A 16,558-nucleotide genomic window follows, 5' to 3' on the forward strand; every position below is an offset into this window, starting at 1 on the left:
GCTCAGACCTTTTCCGGATGGGCTTCGGCGGCGAGCAACTGGCGGTCGATGTGCTCCTGCACCGAGGCGATGCCGCTTTCGTAGGCCGTCATCAGGCTTTCGACCTGCTCGCGGGAATTGACCAGGCCCTTGGCACGGACGAAGCCGTTGGCGTCGAGCAGCACGCAGTAGGGCAGCTTGGAAATCTTGTAGGCCATGCCGAGCGGCTGCGACAGCACGTAAGTGAAGTCGCCGAGCTGGTGCTTCTCGCGGAAGGTGGCGTGCTCGGGGCGGTCGCCGTCGGAGGCGAGAATGACGTTCAGCCAGCGGTTTTCACGGGACTGCACGGAGCGGATGATGGGCAGCAGCTTCTTGCACACCGGGCAGGTCGGCGACACGAAGAAGAGCAGCGTGCTCTTGGCGGTGGCCGTGCCGATGCTCAGGCCCTGGCCTTCCCAGGTGGTGACTTCGACCGGCGGCGCCAGTTCGCCGACCTTGGGGCCGTGGTCCATCATCAGCGCCCCCATCGGCGCGACGCGCTCGTAGAGGATGCCGATCTGGCGGGACAGGGCGAGAACGCAGATGCCGAGGGCGATGACGACGACCCACAGGGCGATTACGGAGAGGGCGAGCGGATCCATCATGATTGCAACTCCTTCAAAAGCGGTTGATTGGCAAGCAACTGGTTGGCGCTGGCGTAGAGCACCAGCAAGGCCAGGATGGCGCCCGCCACACTGAAATAATCGATGGCGCCGAGGCTGCGCGGCAGCTCGTCGGCAGCGGCCAGGATGAGGGCCGCACAGAGGAACAGGTTGCGCACGACCAGGCCCCACGAAATGCGCTGGCCGCCGGTGCCGCAACCGCATTCGATGCGCCCCATGCCGCGCAGCAGGTTGATCGTCACGCCGCCGGTGGCCACGGCCATGACGGCGAGGCCAAGCAGCACGCCGAGCGGCCGCGTGGCGTCGGGGATCAACGCCAGGCCGGCGAGCAGTTCAGCCACCGGGAAAAGGCGGGCGAAGAGCGCGGCGGAACCACCGTTGAGCAGACCGTAGTTCTCCACGGCGTAGCGGAACAGTTCCAGGTCGCGCAGCTTGCCCAGCGCGCCGGTGATCAGGATGATCCCCATGGCGGCCGCGGCGGCATGGACGACGACCGGGTCGAACAGGAAATTGGTCGCTCCCATGTCAGCGCACCTCCATGAACAGCGAGGTTTCGCCGACGCCACTCATCGTCCTGGCGACCGGGTAGCCCTTTTCGATCTTGCGGGCAACGATCTCGCCCTTCTCGACGTTCAGCGAGTAGAGCAGCGGCGCGCTGCCCTGGCTGGCAACCAGCGAAACGGCTTCGTTGGACGGGATGCGCGCCACCCGCTTTTGGCTGGCGACGTCGAAGGCCCAGATTTCCTTGGAGGGATTCTTGTGCGAGCCCTCTTCGCCCTTGTCGTGCATATTGACGTAGAAGGTGCCGCTGGCCCGGTGCATGGTCGTCACCTGCATGCCGCCCGGCCGCCAGTTGGCCTTGCGGTCGCGGGCGTCGAGCAGCGACCACGGCGCGGCGAAGCTCGGCTTGTCGCCGGCCAGGGTCACCTTGTAGACGTTGCCGTAATAGGAAACGAAGTAGCGGTCATTGCCGAGCATTTCCGGATGCACGTAGATCGGGTCCTTGTCCGGGTCGAAGAAGCGTGCACTACGCTCGCGCCCGGTCGGCCGACCGGCTTCGTCGAGCGTGAAGGTCAACATCGTGCCGTCGCCGCACAGGGTCGAGAAGCGATTGCCCTTGTCGTCCTTGTTCCACGCCTGGATGGACCAGCAGCCGGGCGTGATGATCTCGGCGACGAACTTTTTCGCCTGCAGGTCGACCACGCTGACCGACGTCGCCGGGGTGGCGTTCTGCACGTACAGGAAACGTCCGTCGGCGCTCGGCACCAGCATGCTGCGGTACGAGGCGGCCTGCGCCCGCTTGGCCGGAATGTCGATCTCGGCCTTCAGCTCCAGCGTTTCGGCATCGTGGATTTCGACCACGTCGCTGCGCTGGCCGCGATAGAGGCGCGGGTAGTAGGTGGTCGCCACGTAGATGGACTTGCCGTCGGCCGACACCGTGGTCAGCGCGCCGTAGCCGGCCATCACCACGCCGAGGTAGCGCGCCTTGTTGCCGTCCACCACATGCACGCGGCCATCGACCATATGGTTGAAGACGAAATCGGTGACGTACAGCCGGTTGCCGTCCGGCGGCGCCAGCCGTTCGACCTTCATTTCCTCCTCGGCAAGAGGTGGCGGCCGGTCCTTGCCGGCCTGCGCCGTGCCTGCCGCCAGGCAGAGCGGCAGGGCCAACAGCGCCAGCCGCAGAGAGATTTTTTGCATTGTGTGACCTCGTTCGACTCGTTAGGGAGCGTGAGGTCAGTATCCGGCGGGAGGCTTTCCGGGCTGTATCAAGAATCGGAAAAAGTGGCGCCCCTCCTCGCTGCTTCCCACAGACAGCCCGCTGCCGGATTGCCGATTCTTGATACACCCTGTCCGCCATATGGATTCAGAATATTCGCCGACCGCACCATTCGCATCGCCTACCGGAGATTTTCATGCCCGCCATTCGGACAATCCTGCTCCTCAGCCTGGCCTACGGGCCTGCCGCACACGCGGCGCTGAGCATCGGCGCCAGCCTGCCACTAAGCGGCCCCCGGCTGGAGCAAGGGCAGATGATTAAGGATGGGCTGGCGGTGGCACTACAGGAAACATCAAGCGCCGACCCACGCCGAAAAATCAGCCTGGAAGTCCTGGACGACAAGGGCGACCCCGCCATCGCCGCCCGCAATGCTGAACAGCTAATCACGCAACATCAGGTGCAGGGCATTGTCGGCTGTGTCGGAGAGGCCGTCTGCGCCGCTGTCGCAGCGGTGGCCAGGCGGCACCAGGTGCCGCTGATCGGCGCCATTCTCGCTAACGACGAGGTATGCCGGGACAAGCTCCCGGTTTTTTGCCTGCATGCGCCCTACCCTGACGAGGCCACGGCCATCGCCCGACAGCTCAAGACGCTGGGAACCCGCATCGTTCATTTGTGGATATCGGACGAATTGACTGCCTACGAGTCGCGGATCGTCGCCGCCTTCGAGGCCGGCCAGTTGGCCGTCACCGTCCACCGCAGCGGCCCGACGGGCGACCGCGCGAAGACCCCGCCGCCCTTCCCGAACAAGGCCGACGAAGCCCACGTCCTCTTCCTTAATCACGACGATGCGGTAACGACCACCCGCCGCTTGCGCCAGGGCAGAGCCGGAGCACTGATCGCCGCGCTGTCGTCGATCGAGCCCTTCCGCTGGCTGCAGAAAACCCAAGGCCTGTCGTCCGGCGTGCTGATCGCCCACAGCCTGCCCAATCCCGACTTGGCCAGAACCCGGCTGGCCAAGGCCTACCAGAAGGCGATGGGCGAATTTTCGGTATTCAACCTGCCGTACGAATATGCCCAGCTGGAGAGCTATCTGCTCGGACGACTGCTTGCCGGCCTGGCCCAAAGGGGCGTGGCGGACAAGCAGGGGCTGACCCAGGCAATGACACGGAACAGCTATCGCATCGACGATCTCGACATCGCCTTCGCCAACGACCGAAGAACCCTGGCCGCCCCCGTTGGCCTGAGCGTGGTCAGCCGTGGCGGGGTTCTGCGGGAGTGAAGCACCGGCCTACGAAACGTGGATGCAGGGCGTCTGCGACGGCAGTTCGCCGAACAGCTTGCGGTAGTCCTGGGCCAGTTGCGACAGGTGCCAGAAGCCCCAGCGCGCTGCCACGTCGCCGATCGACTCTTCCTGCGGCTGGCGCAGCTTCAGCGCACGGCGGAAGGCATTGAGGCGAATCGCCTTGAGGTAGTGCTGCGGCGCGATGCCGAACACCTCCTGCGTGGCGTTCTGCAGCGTCCGCCGGGTGACGCCGATTTCCTCGCAGATGTCGGCGATGCTCAGCGCCGATTCGGGCGAAGCGTCGAGGAAGGCGCTGAAGCGACGCACGATGCGCTCGCGGTTGGGGCATAAGGCATGCACTTCGGGGCCGCGCGCCAGGCGCAGGGTTTCGATGAGCAGGCCGTAGAACTCCTCCTCCAGCTGGCGCAGGTTGGACGGAATCATCAGGTGTTCCAGCGTATCGCGCGCGCAGGCATGGAGGCGCTGCAGGAAATCGGCCATCGGCCCGGCATTGGAGGGGCCGATGGTCTTCGACGAACGGCGCAGATCGGCTTCCAGTTCGTGCGCGTCGAGGCCGGGGGCATCCAGATTGGCAGCCAGGTCGCGCGGCGAGAAGACGGCGGCGACCAGGTCGAAGCGCTCCGGCGTGCGAATCTCGAACTCGGTACCCGGCTCAAGCAGGGCCGCCGTGCGGTTGGCCATCAGTTCGCCGCAGTGATAGCCGCTTTCGCCCATCGTGATCAGTGTGCCGATGGCGAACACGCCCTGCGGCGTGCATCCCTTCTGCAACAGCACGCGGTTGCTTGTCTCGCGAATCAGCGTGAACGACGGGAAGCGCATTTCCTGCACCGAACCGTCGAAGCGGCCGCTCGACAACTGGTCGTAGCGCTGCTCCCAGCGTTCGTAGATCAGCGCCGCTGCCTGGGCATCGACATCGGCATTGTGCAGCGCGCGACGGGTCACCAGACTGTGCCCGGCCGCCGATTCGTAAAGGTGATTCATGTCCGTTCTCCATCGGGGTGAGTCCCCCGTGTCCCCGGAGGTTTTTTACGAATATATTAGTCATTTATACGCAATAGTCAACGAGTTGCTTATTACGTAATCACATCGCATTTCCGGATGATCTGATGGCGGTGCGCCGGGCATCGCCGAAGTACCGCCGGCGCCTCGTGAGCCGGACAAAAAAAGGCCGCGACGAACGCGGCCTCAGAGGGGGTTGCTGCAGAGGAAAGGCTTACACCCGCTTGAACAGCGGGCTGCGCACCTGCTGGGCATCGGCTGCCGAGAAGAATTTCTCGGTATAGATGTCGCGCTCGAACAGGCGGCCCTGCATCAGGGTCGTGATACAGGCTTCGATCATCACCGGCGGCCCGCACAGGTAGGCCTTGTTGCCGCGAAAATCGTTGTCGAAATGGGCCTTGGCCGCTTCGTGCACGAAACCGCGGAAGCCGCTCCAGCCGCTATCGGCCGGCTCGTCGTTGAGGGCCGGCACATAGGTGAAATTGGCATGCCTGGCGGCCAGTTCGACGAATTCCTGGTGGTAGTACAGCTCGCCCTGGTTGCGCGCGCCATAGACCAGCGTGATCGGCAGTTCGCTGTTCTGTTCGAGCAGGTCGAGGATCATCGAGCGCGGGCTGGACAAGCCCGAACCGCCAGCCATGAACAAGGACGGCACGTTGGCCGACTTGTGCACGAAGAAGCGGCCGTAGGGGCCGGAGACGGTTACGGCATCGCCAACCTTCAGTTCGTTATGAATCCAGGTCGTGCCGGCGCCACCGGGAACGATACGGATATTCAGTTCGATCTCGTCGCCGGTCGACGGACTGTTGGCCAACGAAAACGCCCGATGCCCCATGTCGTTGGGCAGATTGAAATTGACGTACTGGCCGGCCTGGAAATCGAGCGCCTCATTGAGCTTGAGCCAGATGCCCTTGATGGTCGGCGTCAGGTTCTCGATGCGGCTGACCGTGCCGTGGAAATCCTTGACCGGGATGTCGCGTGCGTCCTCGTCGATTTCCATCTCGACTTCGATGACGGTATCGGCTTCGAGCGTGGCGCAGCAGGCCAGCGCCTTGCCTTCCTCACGCTCGTAATCCATCAGCGCGAAGTTGGAGGAATTCTGGTGATCGACTTCGCCGTCGGTGATGCACACCTTGCAGGTGGCGCAATAACCCTGGCCGCAGGCGTGCGGCAGGTAGATACCGGCACGCAGGGCGGCGTCGAGGATGGTCTGGCCGTCTTCAACTTCAATGCTGCGGCCGAGCGGCTCGATGGTCAGTTCGTAGCTCATGTTCTTGTCTCTCTGCGGGTTTTGGCGGAGCACTACGACCGGCGCAGTGCCCCGCTATTTTTAGTAGCCGGTGCCGGCGATACCGTCGAGACCCGGCGTCCGGAAGCGGATCAGGTCCTTGTGGCCGATGCCGTTCTCGGCCAGGGTCTTGTTGCGGTCCGGCGTGAAGGGCGTGTTGCCGTTCTGCCAGATGGCCTTGTCCCAGTCGATATGCTGCCAGTCCGGGTGGTAGCTGAAGCAGGCGGCCATTTCTTCCAGCACGGCGGAGAACGGCGTTTCCGGCTTCATGGCCAGCACGAAGGGGCGCGAGAACATGCGGTGGCGCTCCCAATTCACGTACAGCAGCTGGCGGCCCTGGTAGTTCTCGACCGCATCGCGCGATTTGAACTCGTACGGAGCGAGGGTTTTCAACATCGTCATGGCTGTCTCCTTTTAGTTCTTGGTCGCTTGTTCGCGCCAGGCGGCGAAGTTCTTCTGGTCTTCGGAGCCGTTGAAGTCGCCGAGGGCACGCTTGTCGAGCTTCCAGTAATCGAGAATCTGCTTGCCGGGCTGGAAGTCCGGCGCATTGACATCGACGCCTTCCGGTTCGCAGTTGCCCTGCAGCACCTGATGCGAGGAAATGAAGGTCTGGATGTACTTCTCCGGCTCGTTGTCGAAGATTTCCTTGCAGTGGTCGGAGCAGGTGTGGAACTTCTCGCCTTTGTAGATCGACTCGCGGAAGCACATTTCCATCGGATCGCCCGGCTCGTTGAACTTCATGGTGCTGACGCAGACCTGGCAGTTCATTGGCGCCGTCTTGTTGTCGAAGCGGTTGCCGGCCTTTTCCTGGGCGTCAAAGAATTCCAGCACCGGACGATAGTACTTGTCGAAGGTGTTGGGATACTTCTCGGACAGCCAGTCCATTTCATCCGGCGTCGGAATCCAGGTATGGAACGGCGTGGCGCCGGGCTTCATGTAGAAACCGATCCACGACTGGTGGGAGACGTGCTCTTTTTCCTCGATGGTCTGGCCGAAGCACTTCGGAATGGTGATGCCGTAGCGGGCGAGGTCCTTGAACAGCGCGCCGCCGTTTTCCTCGACGTACATCTCCCAGGCTTCCTTGAAGCTCATGATGCGCTTGGGCAGCATGTAATCCATCATCATGCCGACGGCGGCCAGCTTGCGGGTGCCGCGCCAGGTCCACTTGTCGATCCAGCGCTGGACGATGGGCAGGTTGTCCGGATCCTGCTCGAGCATGAACTTGATGCACTCCAGGCCGAGCGTCATGTGGCGCGCTTCGTCGGACTGCGCCGAGAAGCCGACGGTCATCGCCGCCATGTCGCCGTTGTAGGCGGCGCCGGAGATGAACGGCACGAACAGGATGTTGGTCAGCACGTATTCGAAGGCGAAGCCGATGGCGACCATGAATTCGAACGGACCGGCGGTGATCGCGTCGTCGAAGAAGGACTTGCCGTCGGACAGGTACCACATGCGGGATTGCTGGTGAGCGAACTCGTCCATCCCGTTGTAGTACTTGTTGTAGTTCGAGATCGAGTGGATCTGCGTCTGGAAGTGACGGTACTCATCGACGGCCTGCATCTGGCAGGCGACGCGCGGACCGGCACCGTTCATCTGCCGGCCCATCATCGAGAAGCCGCGGGCGGCCATCAGCTCCAGCGGCGGCGTCGAGCCGAGGAAGAGCTTGAGGACGTTGATGTAGCGGGCGTCGGTGACCGACAGGTGGCCATTGTTCTGGTTGAAACCGTCGAGGATGGCGTACAGCTTGCGCTCCTTCTCGGACTGGTACTTCCAGTAGGCGTCCATGGTCAGGCGGAAGGGATCTTCCCACTTGTCCCAGTCGTGAATCTTGATGCCCTCGTAGGTGGTCTGCGGGAAGACGTCTTCCATCTTCTGGTAGGTCGTGTCCCAGGCCAGGTCGCGGGTCATCAGCGAGTAGCGCTCCTTGAGGCCGAGCTTCTTGGTTGCTTTCATATCCATGGTGTTCGCTCCTTGCAAGCCGGAATCAGGAATTCCAGCTCAGGGTAAATTCGTCGTCGGTCTCGTCCAGGTTGCCGGAGATCGTGATCAGGTGGAGTTGCAGCTCCTGCAGGTCGAACGAGCGGCCCATCTTTTCCTCGACGGTCTCGCGCTTGATGACCAGGCGGTTCGGCACGTCGATCTTCACCATCGACGGCTGGTCATCGACCATGGCGTTCGGGTTGTCCTCGAGGATGGCCTCGACGATGCAGCGGGAATCGTCGTTCTTCTGGAAAGCGATAAATGCGTTGGACATGGGACTTCCTTTACAGGGCGATGCCGGCCTTGGCGGCGCGGGCATTCAGATTCTGGACCAGCTCGGCCATGATGGCGTCGGCTTCGGCACCGAAAGCCTGGGCGGCGACGGGCTTCAGGGCAACGACGGCACGGTCGCGCCACTTCTTGATCCACTCGGCCAGCTTGGCCTTGTTGTCGGCGTTATCGGCACCGGTGGCCTTGATGACGGCATCCAGCCACTTGGTCGTTTCGCCGAACCATTCGCGCTGGAAGCGGGTCAGCATCGAGAACACCGGGCTGTAGGCGGCATTCAGCTTTTCGTTGTAGCGCTCGTAGATCAGCGGATAGAGCAGGCCTTCGAGGGCGAAATCCTGGGCGACCAGCACTTCGAACCAGTCCTTCTCGACCATCAGGTCTTCGACATAGCGGCGCAGTTCCTGCCACTCGGCGCCTTCCAGCCAGGCGGTCTTGGCAGCGGCGAGTGCATCGAGGTCGTCAAAGGCCATGCCCAGGCGGGTCACGTACTGGGCGACGCCGAGCTGGTCCATCGAGGCATAGCAGGTCGCCTGCGAAATGGCGATGCCGTAGCCGTAGGACGACACATAAGCCTTGTTCAGGTTGGACGCCCAGGCGACGTGGCGCAACGGCAGGAAGACCTTGAGCGCCTGCGCCTTGCCTTCGGCCGGGTAGGCAGCAGCCAGGCCCAGTTCGTCGACCAGGTCGAAATCGCCTTCGGCCACTTCCTGCATGCGGCCACGGGCCAGGGTCCAGGCGCCGTAGTAGTACTGGCGCGGATCCTTCAGGGCGTACCAGTCCTTCATGGTGATCGCCGTGCGGGTCGTGTCGAAGATGTCGTACTGCGGCTCCCAGGTCGGGCGATAGTGATAGTTCTCGACCGGCTGCAGGTCCATCGTCGCTTCGATGTAGCGCGAGGCCGGCTTGTCTGCGCCCATGCGGCGGGCCAGGTGGCCGAAGGTCTGGCGCAGCGGCGTGATGCTCACTGTCCTCAAATCGATTGCCATGCTTGTCTCCTTGAAATTCCCAGACGGTGCGCTTGGCCGCACCGGAAAGCCAAATATTTATCGAAAACGCTGGTGCGTCGCCTGATGCAGGTTCCAGTTGAAATCGGCGTCGGAGGCATCGGCGTCGGTCGGTTCGGGCTTGGCATCGGTCAACACTTCGACCTGATTGGCCTTGCAGAATTCGTCGAAGGCCGCCTTGGGCATGACCAGTTCGGCCGCCACGTCGGGATCGCCGACGGCGAACTCGAACTCGATCAAGCCATTGGGCAGGGTGCGCATGACGCGCACGAACTTGCGCGTAATGTCGAACTTGCCTTCCGCCATGTCTCGCTCCTCGTGTCTCGACTGCCTTGCAGCAGTTCTCTGATGAGTCACATTAGAGCGTTTGCTAAGATATTAATGAATGGACGTTTGCGGAAATGACTTGTACTTTTCGTAACCCATCACCAGACGAGTGTGCAGGAACGGTACGGCACATCCAGGTTGATTGCCGCTCAGGGCTAGCCTTGGCCTTCCCGACGAAACTGGCTGGGCGGCACACCGGTGCGCTTGGTGAAAAAGCGGGAGAAATAAGCGGGATCGGCAAAACCGAGCTGATAACAGATCTCGGTTATCGGCACGGCGGAGTAACGCAGCAGGCGTCGCGCCTCCTGGAGCAGACGCTCATGCACGACCTCCTTCGAAGGCCGCTCGGCCATGCGCCGGCAAATGTCGTTCAGGCGTGCCTCGGTCACCGACAGCCGGCCGGCGTATTCAGTCAGTGTCAGGTGGTCGCGGAAATGCGCTTCGACCAGATCGCAAAAACTCAGGAAGATGCGCAGGTCTTCACTACGTTCCGGTCGGAGCGCCGAAACCGGCTCATGCGCCACCAGCAGGCGGCTGAGGTGGATGAAGCTGCTTTGCCCCAGCGCCTGCATCAGCGCCAGATGTCCCTTGGCATCCCGGGTGAACTCCTGCTGCAACAGCGCCACCGAAGCGAGCAGACCATCGAAGTCAGCGGCGAACTCGGCCGGCAAGCGAGACATCTCGACGAAGGCCGGCTGGCGCAGCAGGGACTCCGGCCATTGCCCGGGCATCGCCTTGTACCAGGCGCGGACAACCTCCTGGCGGATGGTCAGCACATGACCATCGGTATCCTCCTCGGAATAGAAGGAATGGGGAATGGTCGGCGGCGTGAAGAGAAAGAGCGGCGCTTCGCCGAAATAGACCTCGCCGTCCAGACTGAGGCGGATACTGCCACGCACCAGCAGATGCACCTGGAAGAAGCTGTAATGCCGGTGCGGCGGCGTGTTGCGGCCAAAGAAATCGGCTAGCCGCCCGAAAGTCTCGTAATGTATCTCGCATTCCGGGTCACGCTGGTCGTAAACCCGCCCGATATGAATATCCGGAATTGCCTGAACCGGCGTTGCCGTCATGCCTTGCCTCTTCGCCACCACAACAAGATGAACGCCAGCTTACTCCAAGGTCGGGCACGATGCCTCATCGCACGGCAAGCCAGGCGCTTCGCTAACATGTTAGCCATATAACTGTTATCATCCGATGCGTCAATGTGCATCCGCACCGGAATCGTTACCATGTCTCGCAAGCTCGCCTATCGCAACCTTCCCCAGCTTTTCCTGCGCGCCCGGGAAGAACTGCTTTGTCATTTTCGCCCGATCATCACGCATTTCGGACTGACCGAGCAGCAATGGCGCATCCTGCGTGCCATCGGCGAATACGAGCAGCTGGAACCGCGCGAGATCTGCGAGATCTGCCAGATTCTCAGCCCCAGCCTGACCGGCGTCCTGTCGCGCATGGAAGACATGGGACTGGTCACGCGTACGCGCATGGAGGAAGATCAGCGCCGCGTGATCGTCCGCATGACGCCGAAGGCCGAAAAGCTGGTGGCCGAACTCGGCCCGCTGATCGTCGAACAATACAAGGTGATCGAACAGGCCTTCGGTCCTGAGCTGATCCAGGAACTCTATGAGGTCATGGACAAGGTCATCGCCGCCGAACGCGGCCCCATCCCCCAGATCAAGCTTCCTCCCCGCAAGAACTGGCTGGCCGACGAGTCCTGAGCCGGCAAGGCGACAAGACGTCGCATAACCAAGGCCCGAAAAACCAAAAGCCCCTGTAATCGATTGATTACAGGGGCTTGAATTGGTCGGAGTGACAGGATTCGAACATGCGACCCCTGCGTCCCGAACGCAGTGCTCTACCAGGCTGAGCTACACTCCGAGGTTCGTTGCAACTGGCTAGTGATTCCGCTCAACTGCAAAGAGCGGCAATTGTAGCAGAGCTTTTTTGTAGTGTGAATCCCCCAGGCACTGAATTGCTTGTTTGGCCAGTTCAGCTTCCTGCACGGCACGTGCCCGAGCATGCTCCAAAGCGCCACTGTGGCGGATTGCCTCGATGACCAGCGGGAAGTCGTCACGGCCACCTTCCTCGATGGCTTTGCGTACGCAGGCGGCCTGTTCCGGCGTACCGTGCTGCATGACGTAAATCAGCGGCAGCGTCGGCTTGCCTTCCGCCAGGTCATCGCCAAGATGCTTGCCGGTATCGGCTTCCTGACCCGAATAGTCGAGCACGTCGTCGATCAACTGGAAGGCCGTACCCAGATGCATGCCGTATACCGCCAGCGCCCTTTCGACCTCCGGCGTTGCCTGCCCGAGAATGGCCCCCAGCTGCGCTGCGGCTTCGAAGAGTTTGGCGGTCTTGTAGTGAATGACCTGCATGTAGCGCGCTTCGTCGACGTCGGCATCATGGCAGTTCATCAACTGCAGCACTTCGCCCTCGGCGATGATATTGGTGGCATCCGACAACACCTGCATGACGCGCATGTTGTCGACCGCCACCATCATCTGGAAGGCTCGCGAATACAGAAAATCGCCAACCAGCACGCTGGCCGCATTGCCGAATGCCGCATTGGCGGTGTCGCGACCGCGCCGCAAGGCGGATTCGTCGACGACATCATCGTGCAACAGCGTTGCCGTATGGATGAACTCGACCACGGCGGCCATTTCGTGATGGCGCACGCCTTCGTAACCCAGCGCACCGGCCGCCAGCAGAACCAGCGCCGGACGCATGCGCTTGCCGCCACTGCCGATGATGTATTCGGCAACTTGCCGGACCAGCGCCACATCGGAATAGAGGCGATCGCGGATAACCGCATCGACGGCCTTCATGTCAGGCCCGATCAGGGCATAAAGCTGTTCCAGAGTCACGGCAGGTAATTCCTTGGAGAAGCCCGAAATCTTAGGGTTCTGGCGGAGCCCAGTCAAGGCCGGCAAATCAAGGAAGCACGCTGTTTCGACGCTACTTTGCTAAACTCTTGCGATTAGATCAAAACAGGCGGAGGGGGGCATGGACATGAGTTCGATCGTCGCACCGGTAATTCAGGATCGAGAATTGCTGGAGGAGTTCGCCGATGTGCTGAACGACCGCGCCCCGGAAATCGAACGCGATGTCGCCCGCCTGCGCAAGACCCCCAACGACCGCGACATCACCGCCAACCTTTTCCGGGCGGTACATAACATCAAGGGCGATGCCGCCTTGTGCAAATTCGAGCTCGGCGTTGCCATCGCGCATCCCATCGAAAGCATGATGGCGCGCTTTCGGGAAGGCGAGATTCCCTTCTCCGATCTGCTCGCCGAGCTGATCCTGCTTGCGGTAGACCGGCTGGAGCTGGCCACGGACTCCCTGATTTTCAACAAGCCGCTGGACAACCTGCACCTGCAGACCCTGGTCCAGGGCTTGGCGGAAGTCGCTCAGGAAGTTGCCGGACAAATCGATGCCAGCAGTGCCGACCTGATCGAAGCAGTCACCGGCTTCCCGCCGGTATTGCGCGACATCTCCAGCCGAGCCCCCAAGAGTTCGGCGCCCAGGGAAGAGCAGAAGAATGCCAGCGCCGACCTGCAGTTCTTTCGCTCGCTGGCCCAGCAGCTGGAAAGCCGCTCACCGCTGTTCAAGGGGCGGACGATGCGCATCCTCAGGCTGGCGCTGGAAACGAACAAGGCCGCCCACAACGTCGTCGATCCGCTGCAGTTGGAGGCGGCGGTCTATCTGCACGATGTCGGGATGATGCTGCTGCCGGAATCGATCTGGCTCAAGATGGGCAAGATGTCTCCGGAGGACAAGATCGCCTTGCGCAACCACCCCGGCTTCGCCGCCGGGCTGCTTCTGCGCATGCCGGGCTGGGAGGCGGCCGCCGACATGGTCGCCCAGCATCACGAAATGCCCGATGGCGGCGGCTACCCGAACAACCTGTCCTTGGCGGACATCTGCCCGGGCGCCAAGATCCTCGCCATCGTCGATGCTTTCGAAGCCGTCATGCTCAAGCACATCCACCGGGGCAAAAATCGCTCCGTTCTGCGCGCCATTGCCGAGATCAATGCCTGCGACAACCAGTTTGCCCCGGAGTGGATCGCCCCGTTCAACGCCGTCATCCGCAAGACCATCGAGGCCTGATGAATGAGCATTGATCGCGAACGCCGCTTTGGTGGTGTAGCCCGCCTCTATGGTCCGACAGGCGCCGAGGCGCTGCGTCAGGCTCATGTCTGCATCGTCGGCATCGGCGGCGTCGGCTCCTGGGCTGCGGAAGCGCTGGCCCGGACCGGTGTCGGCTGGATCACGCTGATCGACCTCGACATGGTGGCCGAATCCAATACCAACCGCCAGATACACGCCCTGGGCGACATCTACGGCAAGGCCAAAGTCGATGCCATGGCCGAACGGATTCGTGCCATCAATCCGGAATGCGTAGTGCACTGCATCGAGGAGTTCGTCACCCCCGACAACGTGGCGACGATGCTGGAGCGCGGCTTTACAGCCGTCATTGACGCAATCGACCAGGTCCGCGCCAAAGTGGCGATGATCGCCTTTTGCCGTCGTCACAAGCTGCCCATCGTCGTGGCTGGTGCGGCGGGCGGGCAAATCGATCCGACCCGGATCGGCGTGGCCGACCTCAGCCAGACCGTGCAGGATCCGCTGCTGGCGAAAGTCCGCTCCAGTCTGCGCCGCGACCACGGTTTCACGCGCGATTCGGGTAAGAAATTCGGTGTGCCGGCCATCTTCTCCACCGAACCCCTCCGCTATCCGGATAGCGGCGCTCACTGCGAAGGCGACCGCGGCCCGGCCGGCCTCAACTGCGCCGGTTTCGGCTCATCGGTCTGCATCACCGCCGTTTTCGGGATGACGGCTGCGGCACAAGTCATCAATCTGATCGCAAAGGCATGAACAAGCCCCGCAAGCTGCGCTCGCGCAAGGCCGGACTCCCTCCGGGAACCTTGCTCCATATCGGCGAGAAAAAGACGAGCCACGCCGCCTTCTCGTTCATCGACTTCGACGAGCAAGGCCTGCACGAAGGCAACCTGCGCGACGCAGCCGCCCTCTCTCAACAGCCTCGCCAGCAAGCCACGCGCTGGGCCAACGTGTACGGCGCCAGCGCCCCATCGGATCTGGCTGCCATCGGCACGAGCTTCGGCTTGCACCCGCTGGTTCAGGAAGACATCCTCAACACGGCGCAGCGGCAAAAACTGGACAGCTACGAGGATTATCTCTACCTCGTTCTCCATCGCTACGAGCTGAAGACGGATTCGCTCGAACTGGCCCAGGATCAGATCAGCCTGGTCATCGGCCGGGACTACGTGCTGACTTTCCAGGAACGCCCGTCGCAGACTTTCGAACCCATCCGCCAGCGCCTGCGCAGCGGCCAGGGCATCCTGCGCAAGGGCGGCGTGGACATGCTGGCCTATTCGTTGATCGATACCGTTGTCGACAGCTACTTTGGCGTCATCGAGCAGCTGAACGACTACGCGGAAACCCTGGAAGACAAAATTCTCGGGCATCCGGGGCCGGCCACGCTAGAAGGCATCCACCAGCTCAAACGTTGCGTATCCCAGCTTCGGCGCAACCTGCATCCGCTCAGGGAGGTGCTCGGGACGCTACATCGTGACGCGGGAGATTTCTTTCGGGCCGACATCCAACTGTACATCCGCGATGTCTATGACCACACCGTACACATCCTCGAGTCGCTGGAAGACCTTCGCGACCTGGCAACCGGCCTGCTGGATGTATACCTGTCCACGGTCAGCCATCGCGTCAACCTTGAAGTCCGTACATTGACCGTCGTCGCGACGATCTTTATGCCGGCCACACTGATCGCCGGCATTTTCGGCATGAATTTCAAGGTGATGCCCTGGCTCGAAGCCCCTGACGGATTTTTCTATGCCCTGGGGCTGATGGGGTTGATCGCCACCATCATGCTCCTGCTCTTCTGGCGACGGCGCTTCGTTTAAGTCTTGCGGCCGTCGAGCCAGACGCACAAGCCCTGCGCATTGAGTTCGAGGTCGGTCGCCCAGATATCGAGCAGTGTCGCCTCCGGCAATTGGCAGCCATGCTTGCGAATTTCGGCGAGCAAATAGGCTGTCATTCCCTGCTTGATCCGCTCGTGCCGCAACGCCCCGGCGTCCTTCTCAGCCTCGGCCAGCGCGACCAGCGCGTCGAGATGTCGTAGCAGTGCCGCACCTTGTGCCTGGACTTCCGGCACCCTGCTGTAGTGGGTCAGATACATCGCTTCCGGTTCCAGTGCCAGCAAGCGATTGATCGACGCCCGCATCTCCTCCGGCTCGAATTGCGTCGGCGTCGTCGTCGGAAAGATGAACTGCCGACCATCAACATCGAGCTCACGATAGGACAAGCCGAACATGTCGCCGGTAAATATCGCTCCGGCTTTTTGGTCGACAATGCAGATATGGTGACGAGCGTGCCCCGGTGTGTCCAGACACACCAGTTCGCGACCATTCAAGGAGATGACGTGGCCATCCGGCGCCTCGATAATCCGTTCGGCGGGAATTGGCAGGATATCGCCATAGACGCGGGCCACATATTCCGCGCCGTAGACGGCAGTAACGCCGGCAACCAACTTGGAAGGCTCGGCCATGTGACGTGCCCCCCGCGGATGAACCACCAGACGGGCATTGGGGAAAGCGCGCATCAGGCTGCCTGCCCCGCCGGCATGATCTAGATGGATATGGGTCAGGATGACATAATCGACAGCCGCCACGTCCAGACCCAGCTTGCCAAGCGCAGCCAGTGCATTGGGCAAGGCGTCGTTGCTGCCCGTATCGATGAACGCAACCCGTCCCGCTTCGACAACCATGTGGATGGCGGCCAGAATCGGGCGCACGTAACCGGCGTCGAATGCCACGATCCCGTTGCCGTAGTCTCTCCAGTCAAACATCACCATACCCCTCCGTATTGTTGGCACGCATTATACTTGCCGTATCCGAACGATTTCCACGATCATGACCCATTTCCTGGCTAAGGGGCAGATACACCCCATGGACACCTAATCACCAATTAACATAC

Annotated in this window: 18 protein-coding genes and 1 tRNA gene; 5 read left to right on the forward strand and 14 right to left on the reverse strand. The window is 61.9% G+C overall.

Annotation, left to right across the window (positions count from 1 at the left end; translation table 11 throughout):
- Positions 1 to 2 precede the first annotated feature (2 nt).
- From mauD to F1002_RS19320, 3 genes are read right to left on the reverse strand one after another with little or no spacing between them, the layout of a single operon-like run.
- A complete protein-coding gene (mauD, locus tag F1002_RS19310; RefSeq protein WP_150430680.1) occupies positions 3 to 623 on the reverse strand; it encodes a methylamine dehydrogenase accessory protein MauD in 621 nt (206 codons plus the stop codon).
- A complete protein-coding gene (locus F1002_RS19315; RefSeq protein WP_150430681.1) occupies positions 620 to 1,165 on the reverse strand; it encodes a MauE/DoxX family redox-associated membrane protein in 546 nt (181 codons plus the stop codon). Before F1002_RS19315 ends, mauD begins: the two co-directional genes overlap by 4 nt.
- Before the next feature lies 1 nt (position 1,166).
- Positions 1,167 to 2,342, reverse strand: a complete 1,176-nt coding sequence (locus F1002_RS19320; protein ID WP_223879692.1) for an amine dehydrogenase large subunit — start codon at positions 2,340 to 2,342, stop codon at positions 1,167 to 1,169.
- 215 nt (positions 2,343 to 2,557) lie between these two features.
- Here F1002_RS19320 and F1002_RS19325 point away from each other — a divergent pair, with 215 nt between their 5' ends.
- Complete coding sequence (locus tag F1002_RS19325; RefSeq protein WP_150430682.1) at positions 2,558 to 3,640, forward strand: ABC transporter substrate-binding protein; 1,083 nt, start codon at positions 2,558 to 2,560, stop codon at positions 3,638 to 3,640.
- 9 nt (positions 3,641 to 3,649) lie between these two features.
- Here the strand turns inward: F1002_RS19325 and F1002_RS19330 are convergent, their stop codons facing one another.
- The 8 genes from F1002_RS19330 to hpaA all read right to left on the reverse strand — a co-directional run bounded on the left by F1002_RS19330 (position 3,650) and on the right by hpaA (position 10,623).
- Entirely contained in the window at positions 3,650 to 4,645 is a 996-nt protein-coding gene (locus F1002_RS19330) for a helix-turn-helix domain-containing protein (protein ID WP_150430683.1), read from the reverse strand.
- 232 nt (positions 4,646 to 4,877) lie between these two features.
- Entirely contained in the window at positions 4,878 to 5,933 is a 1,056-nt protein-coding gene (locus F1002_RS19335; RefSeq protein ID WP_150430684.1) for an NADH:ubiquinone reductase (Na(+)-transporting) subunit F, read from the reverse strand.
- A gap of 60 nt (positions 5,934 to 5,993) precedes the next feature.
- Positions 5,994 to 6,353, reverse strand: coding sequence for a phenol hydroxylase subunit P4 (locus tag F1002_RS19340; protein ID WP_150430685.1), 360 nt, complete (start codon positions 6,351 to 6,353; stop codon positions 5,994 to 5,996).
- A gap of 12 nt (positions 6,354 to 6,365) precedes the next feature.
- Positions 6,366 to 7,910 (reverse strand): YHS domain-containing protein, encoded by a 1,545-nt coding sequence (locus F1002_RS19345; RefSeq protein WP_046536917.1) that lies wholly within the window; start codon positions 7,908 to 7,910, stop codon positions 6,366 to 6,368.
- Between the two features lie 25 nt (positions 7,911 to 7,935).
- A complete protein-coding gene (locus F1002_RS19350) occupies positions 7,936 to 8,205 on the reverse strand; it encodes an MmoB/DmpM family protein (RefSeq protein WP_150430686.1) in 270 nt (89 codons plus the stop codon).
- A 10-nt stretch (positions 8,206 to 8,215) separates the two neighbouring features.
- The gene (locus F1002_RS19355; RefSeq protein ID WP_150430687.1) at positions 8,216 to 9,208 is read right to left on the reverse strand and encodes a phenol hydroxylase; all 993 of its coding nucleotides are present in this window, start codon (positions 9,206 to 9,208) and stop codon (positions 8,216 to 8,218) included.
- A gap of 57 nt (positions 9,209 to 9,265) precedes the next feature.
- Positions 9,266 to 9,532 carry a phenol hydroxylase subunit gene (locus F1002_RS19360; protein WP_150430688.1) on the reverse strand — a complete coding sequence of 89 codons (267 nt, stop codon included), beginning with the start codon at positions 9,530 to 9,532 and terminating at the stop codon, positions 9,266 to 9,268.
- Between the two features lie 176 nt (positions 9,533 to 9,708).
- Complete coding sequence (gene hpaA / locus F1002_RS19365; RefSeq protein ID WP_150430689.1) at positions 9,709 to 10,623, reverse strand: 4-hydroxyphenylacetate catabolism regulatory protein HpaA; 915 nt, start codon at positions 10,621 to 10,623, stop codon at positions 9,709 to 9,711.
- A gap of 159 nt (positions 10,624 to 10,782) precedes the next feature.
- Between hpaA and hpaR the strand changes: the two genes are divergently transcribed.
- Positions 10,783 to 11,268, forward strand: coding sequence for a homoprotocatechuate degradation operon regulator HpaR (hpaR, locus tag F1002_RS19370; RefSeq protein ID WP_150430690.1), 486 nt, complete (start codon positions 10,783 to 10,785; stop codon positions 11,266 to 11,268).
- An 83-nt stretch (positions 11,269 to 11,351) separates the two neighbouring features.
- Here the strand turns inward: hpaR and F1002_RS19375 are convergent.
- Positions 11,352 to 11,428: transfer RNA gene (locus F1002_RS19375), tRNA-Pro, on the reverse strand.
- Positions 11,429 to 11,445: 17 nt separating this feature from the next.
- Positions 11,446 to 12,414 (reverse strand): octaprenyl diphosphate synthase, encoded by a 969-nt coding sequence (gene ispB / locus F1002_RS19380; RefSeq protein ID WP_150430691.1) that lies wholly within the window; start codon positions 12,412 to 12,414, stop codon positions 11,446 to 11,448.
- A gap of 139 nt (positions 12,415 to 12,553) precedes the next feature.
- Here ispB and F1002_RS19385 point away from each other — a divergent pair, with 139 nt between their 5' ends.
- From F1002_RS19385 to corA, 3 genes are read left to right on the forward strand one after another with little or no spacing between them, the layout of a single operon-like run.
- Positions 12,554 to 13,657, forward strand: coding sequence for an HD-GYP domain-containing protein (locus tag F1002_RS19385; protein ID WP_150430692.1), 1,104 nt, complete (start codon positions 12,554 to 12,556; stop codon positions 13,655 to 13,657).
- A gap of 3 nt (positions 13,658 to 13,660) precedes the next feature.
- A complete protein-coding gene (gene tcdA, locus F1002_RS19390) occupies positions 13,661 to 14,425 on the forward strand; it encodes a tRNA cyclic N6-threonylcarbamoyladenosine(37) synthase TcdA (RefSeq protein WP_150430693.1) in 765 nt (254 codons plus the stop codon).
- Positions 14,422 to 15,486, forward strand: coding sequence for a magnesium/cobalt transporter CorA (gene corA, locus F1002_RS19395; RefSeq protein ID WP_150430694.1), 1,065 nt, complete (start codon positions 14,422 to 14,424; stop codon positions 15,484 to 15,486). The genes tcdA and corA overlap by 4 nt, the downstream gene beginning before the upstream one ends.
- Here the strand turns inward: corA and F1002_RS19400 are convergent.
- Complete coding sequence (locus F1002_RS19400; RefSeq protein WP_150430695.1) at positions 15,483 to 16,430, reverse strand: MBL fold metallo-hydrolase; 948 nt, start codon at positions 16,428 to 16,430, stop codon at positions 15,483 to 15,485. The genes corA and F1002_RS19400 overlap by 4 nt on opposite strands.
- Positions 16,431 to 16,558: the final 128 nt, after the last annotated feature.

Origin of the sequence: Dechloromonas sp. CZR5, assembly GCF_008711155.1 — a bacterium.
GTDB lineage: Bacteria > Pseudomonadota > Gammaproteobacteria > Burkholderiales > Rhodocyclaceae > Azonexus.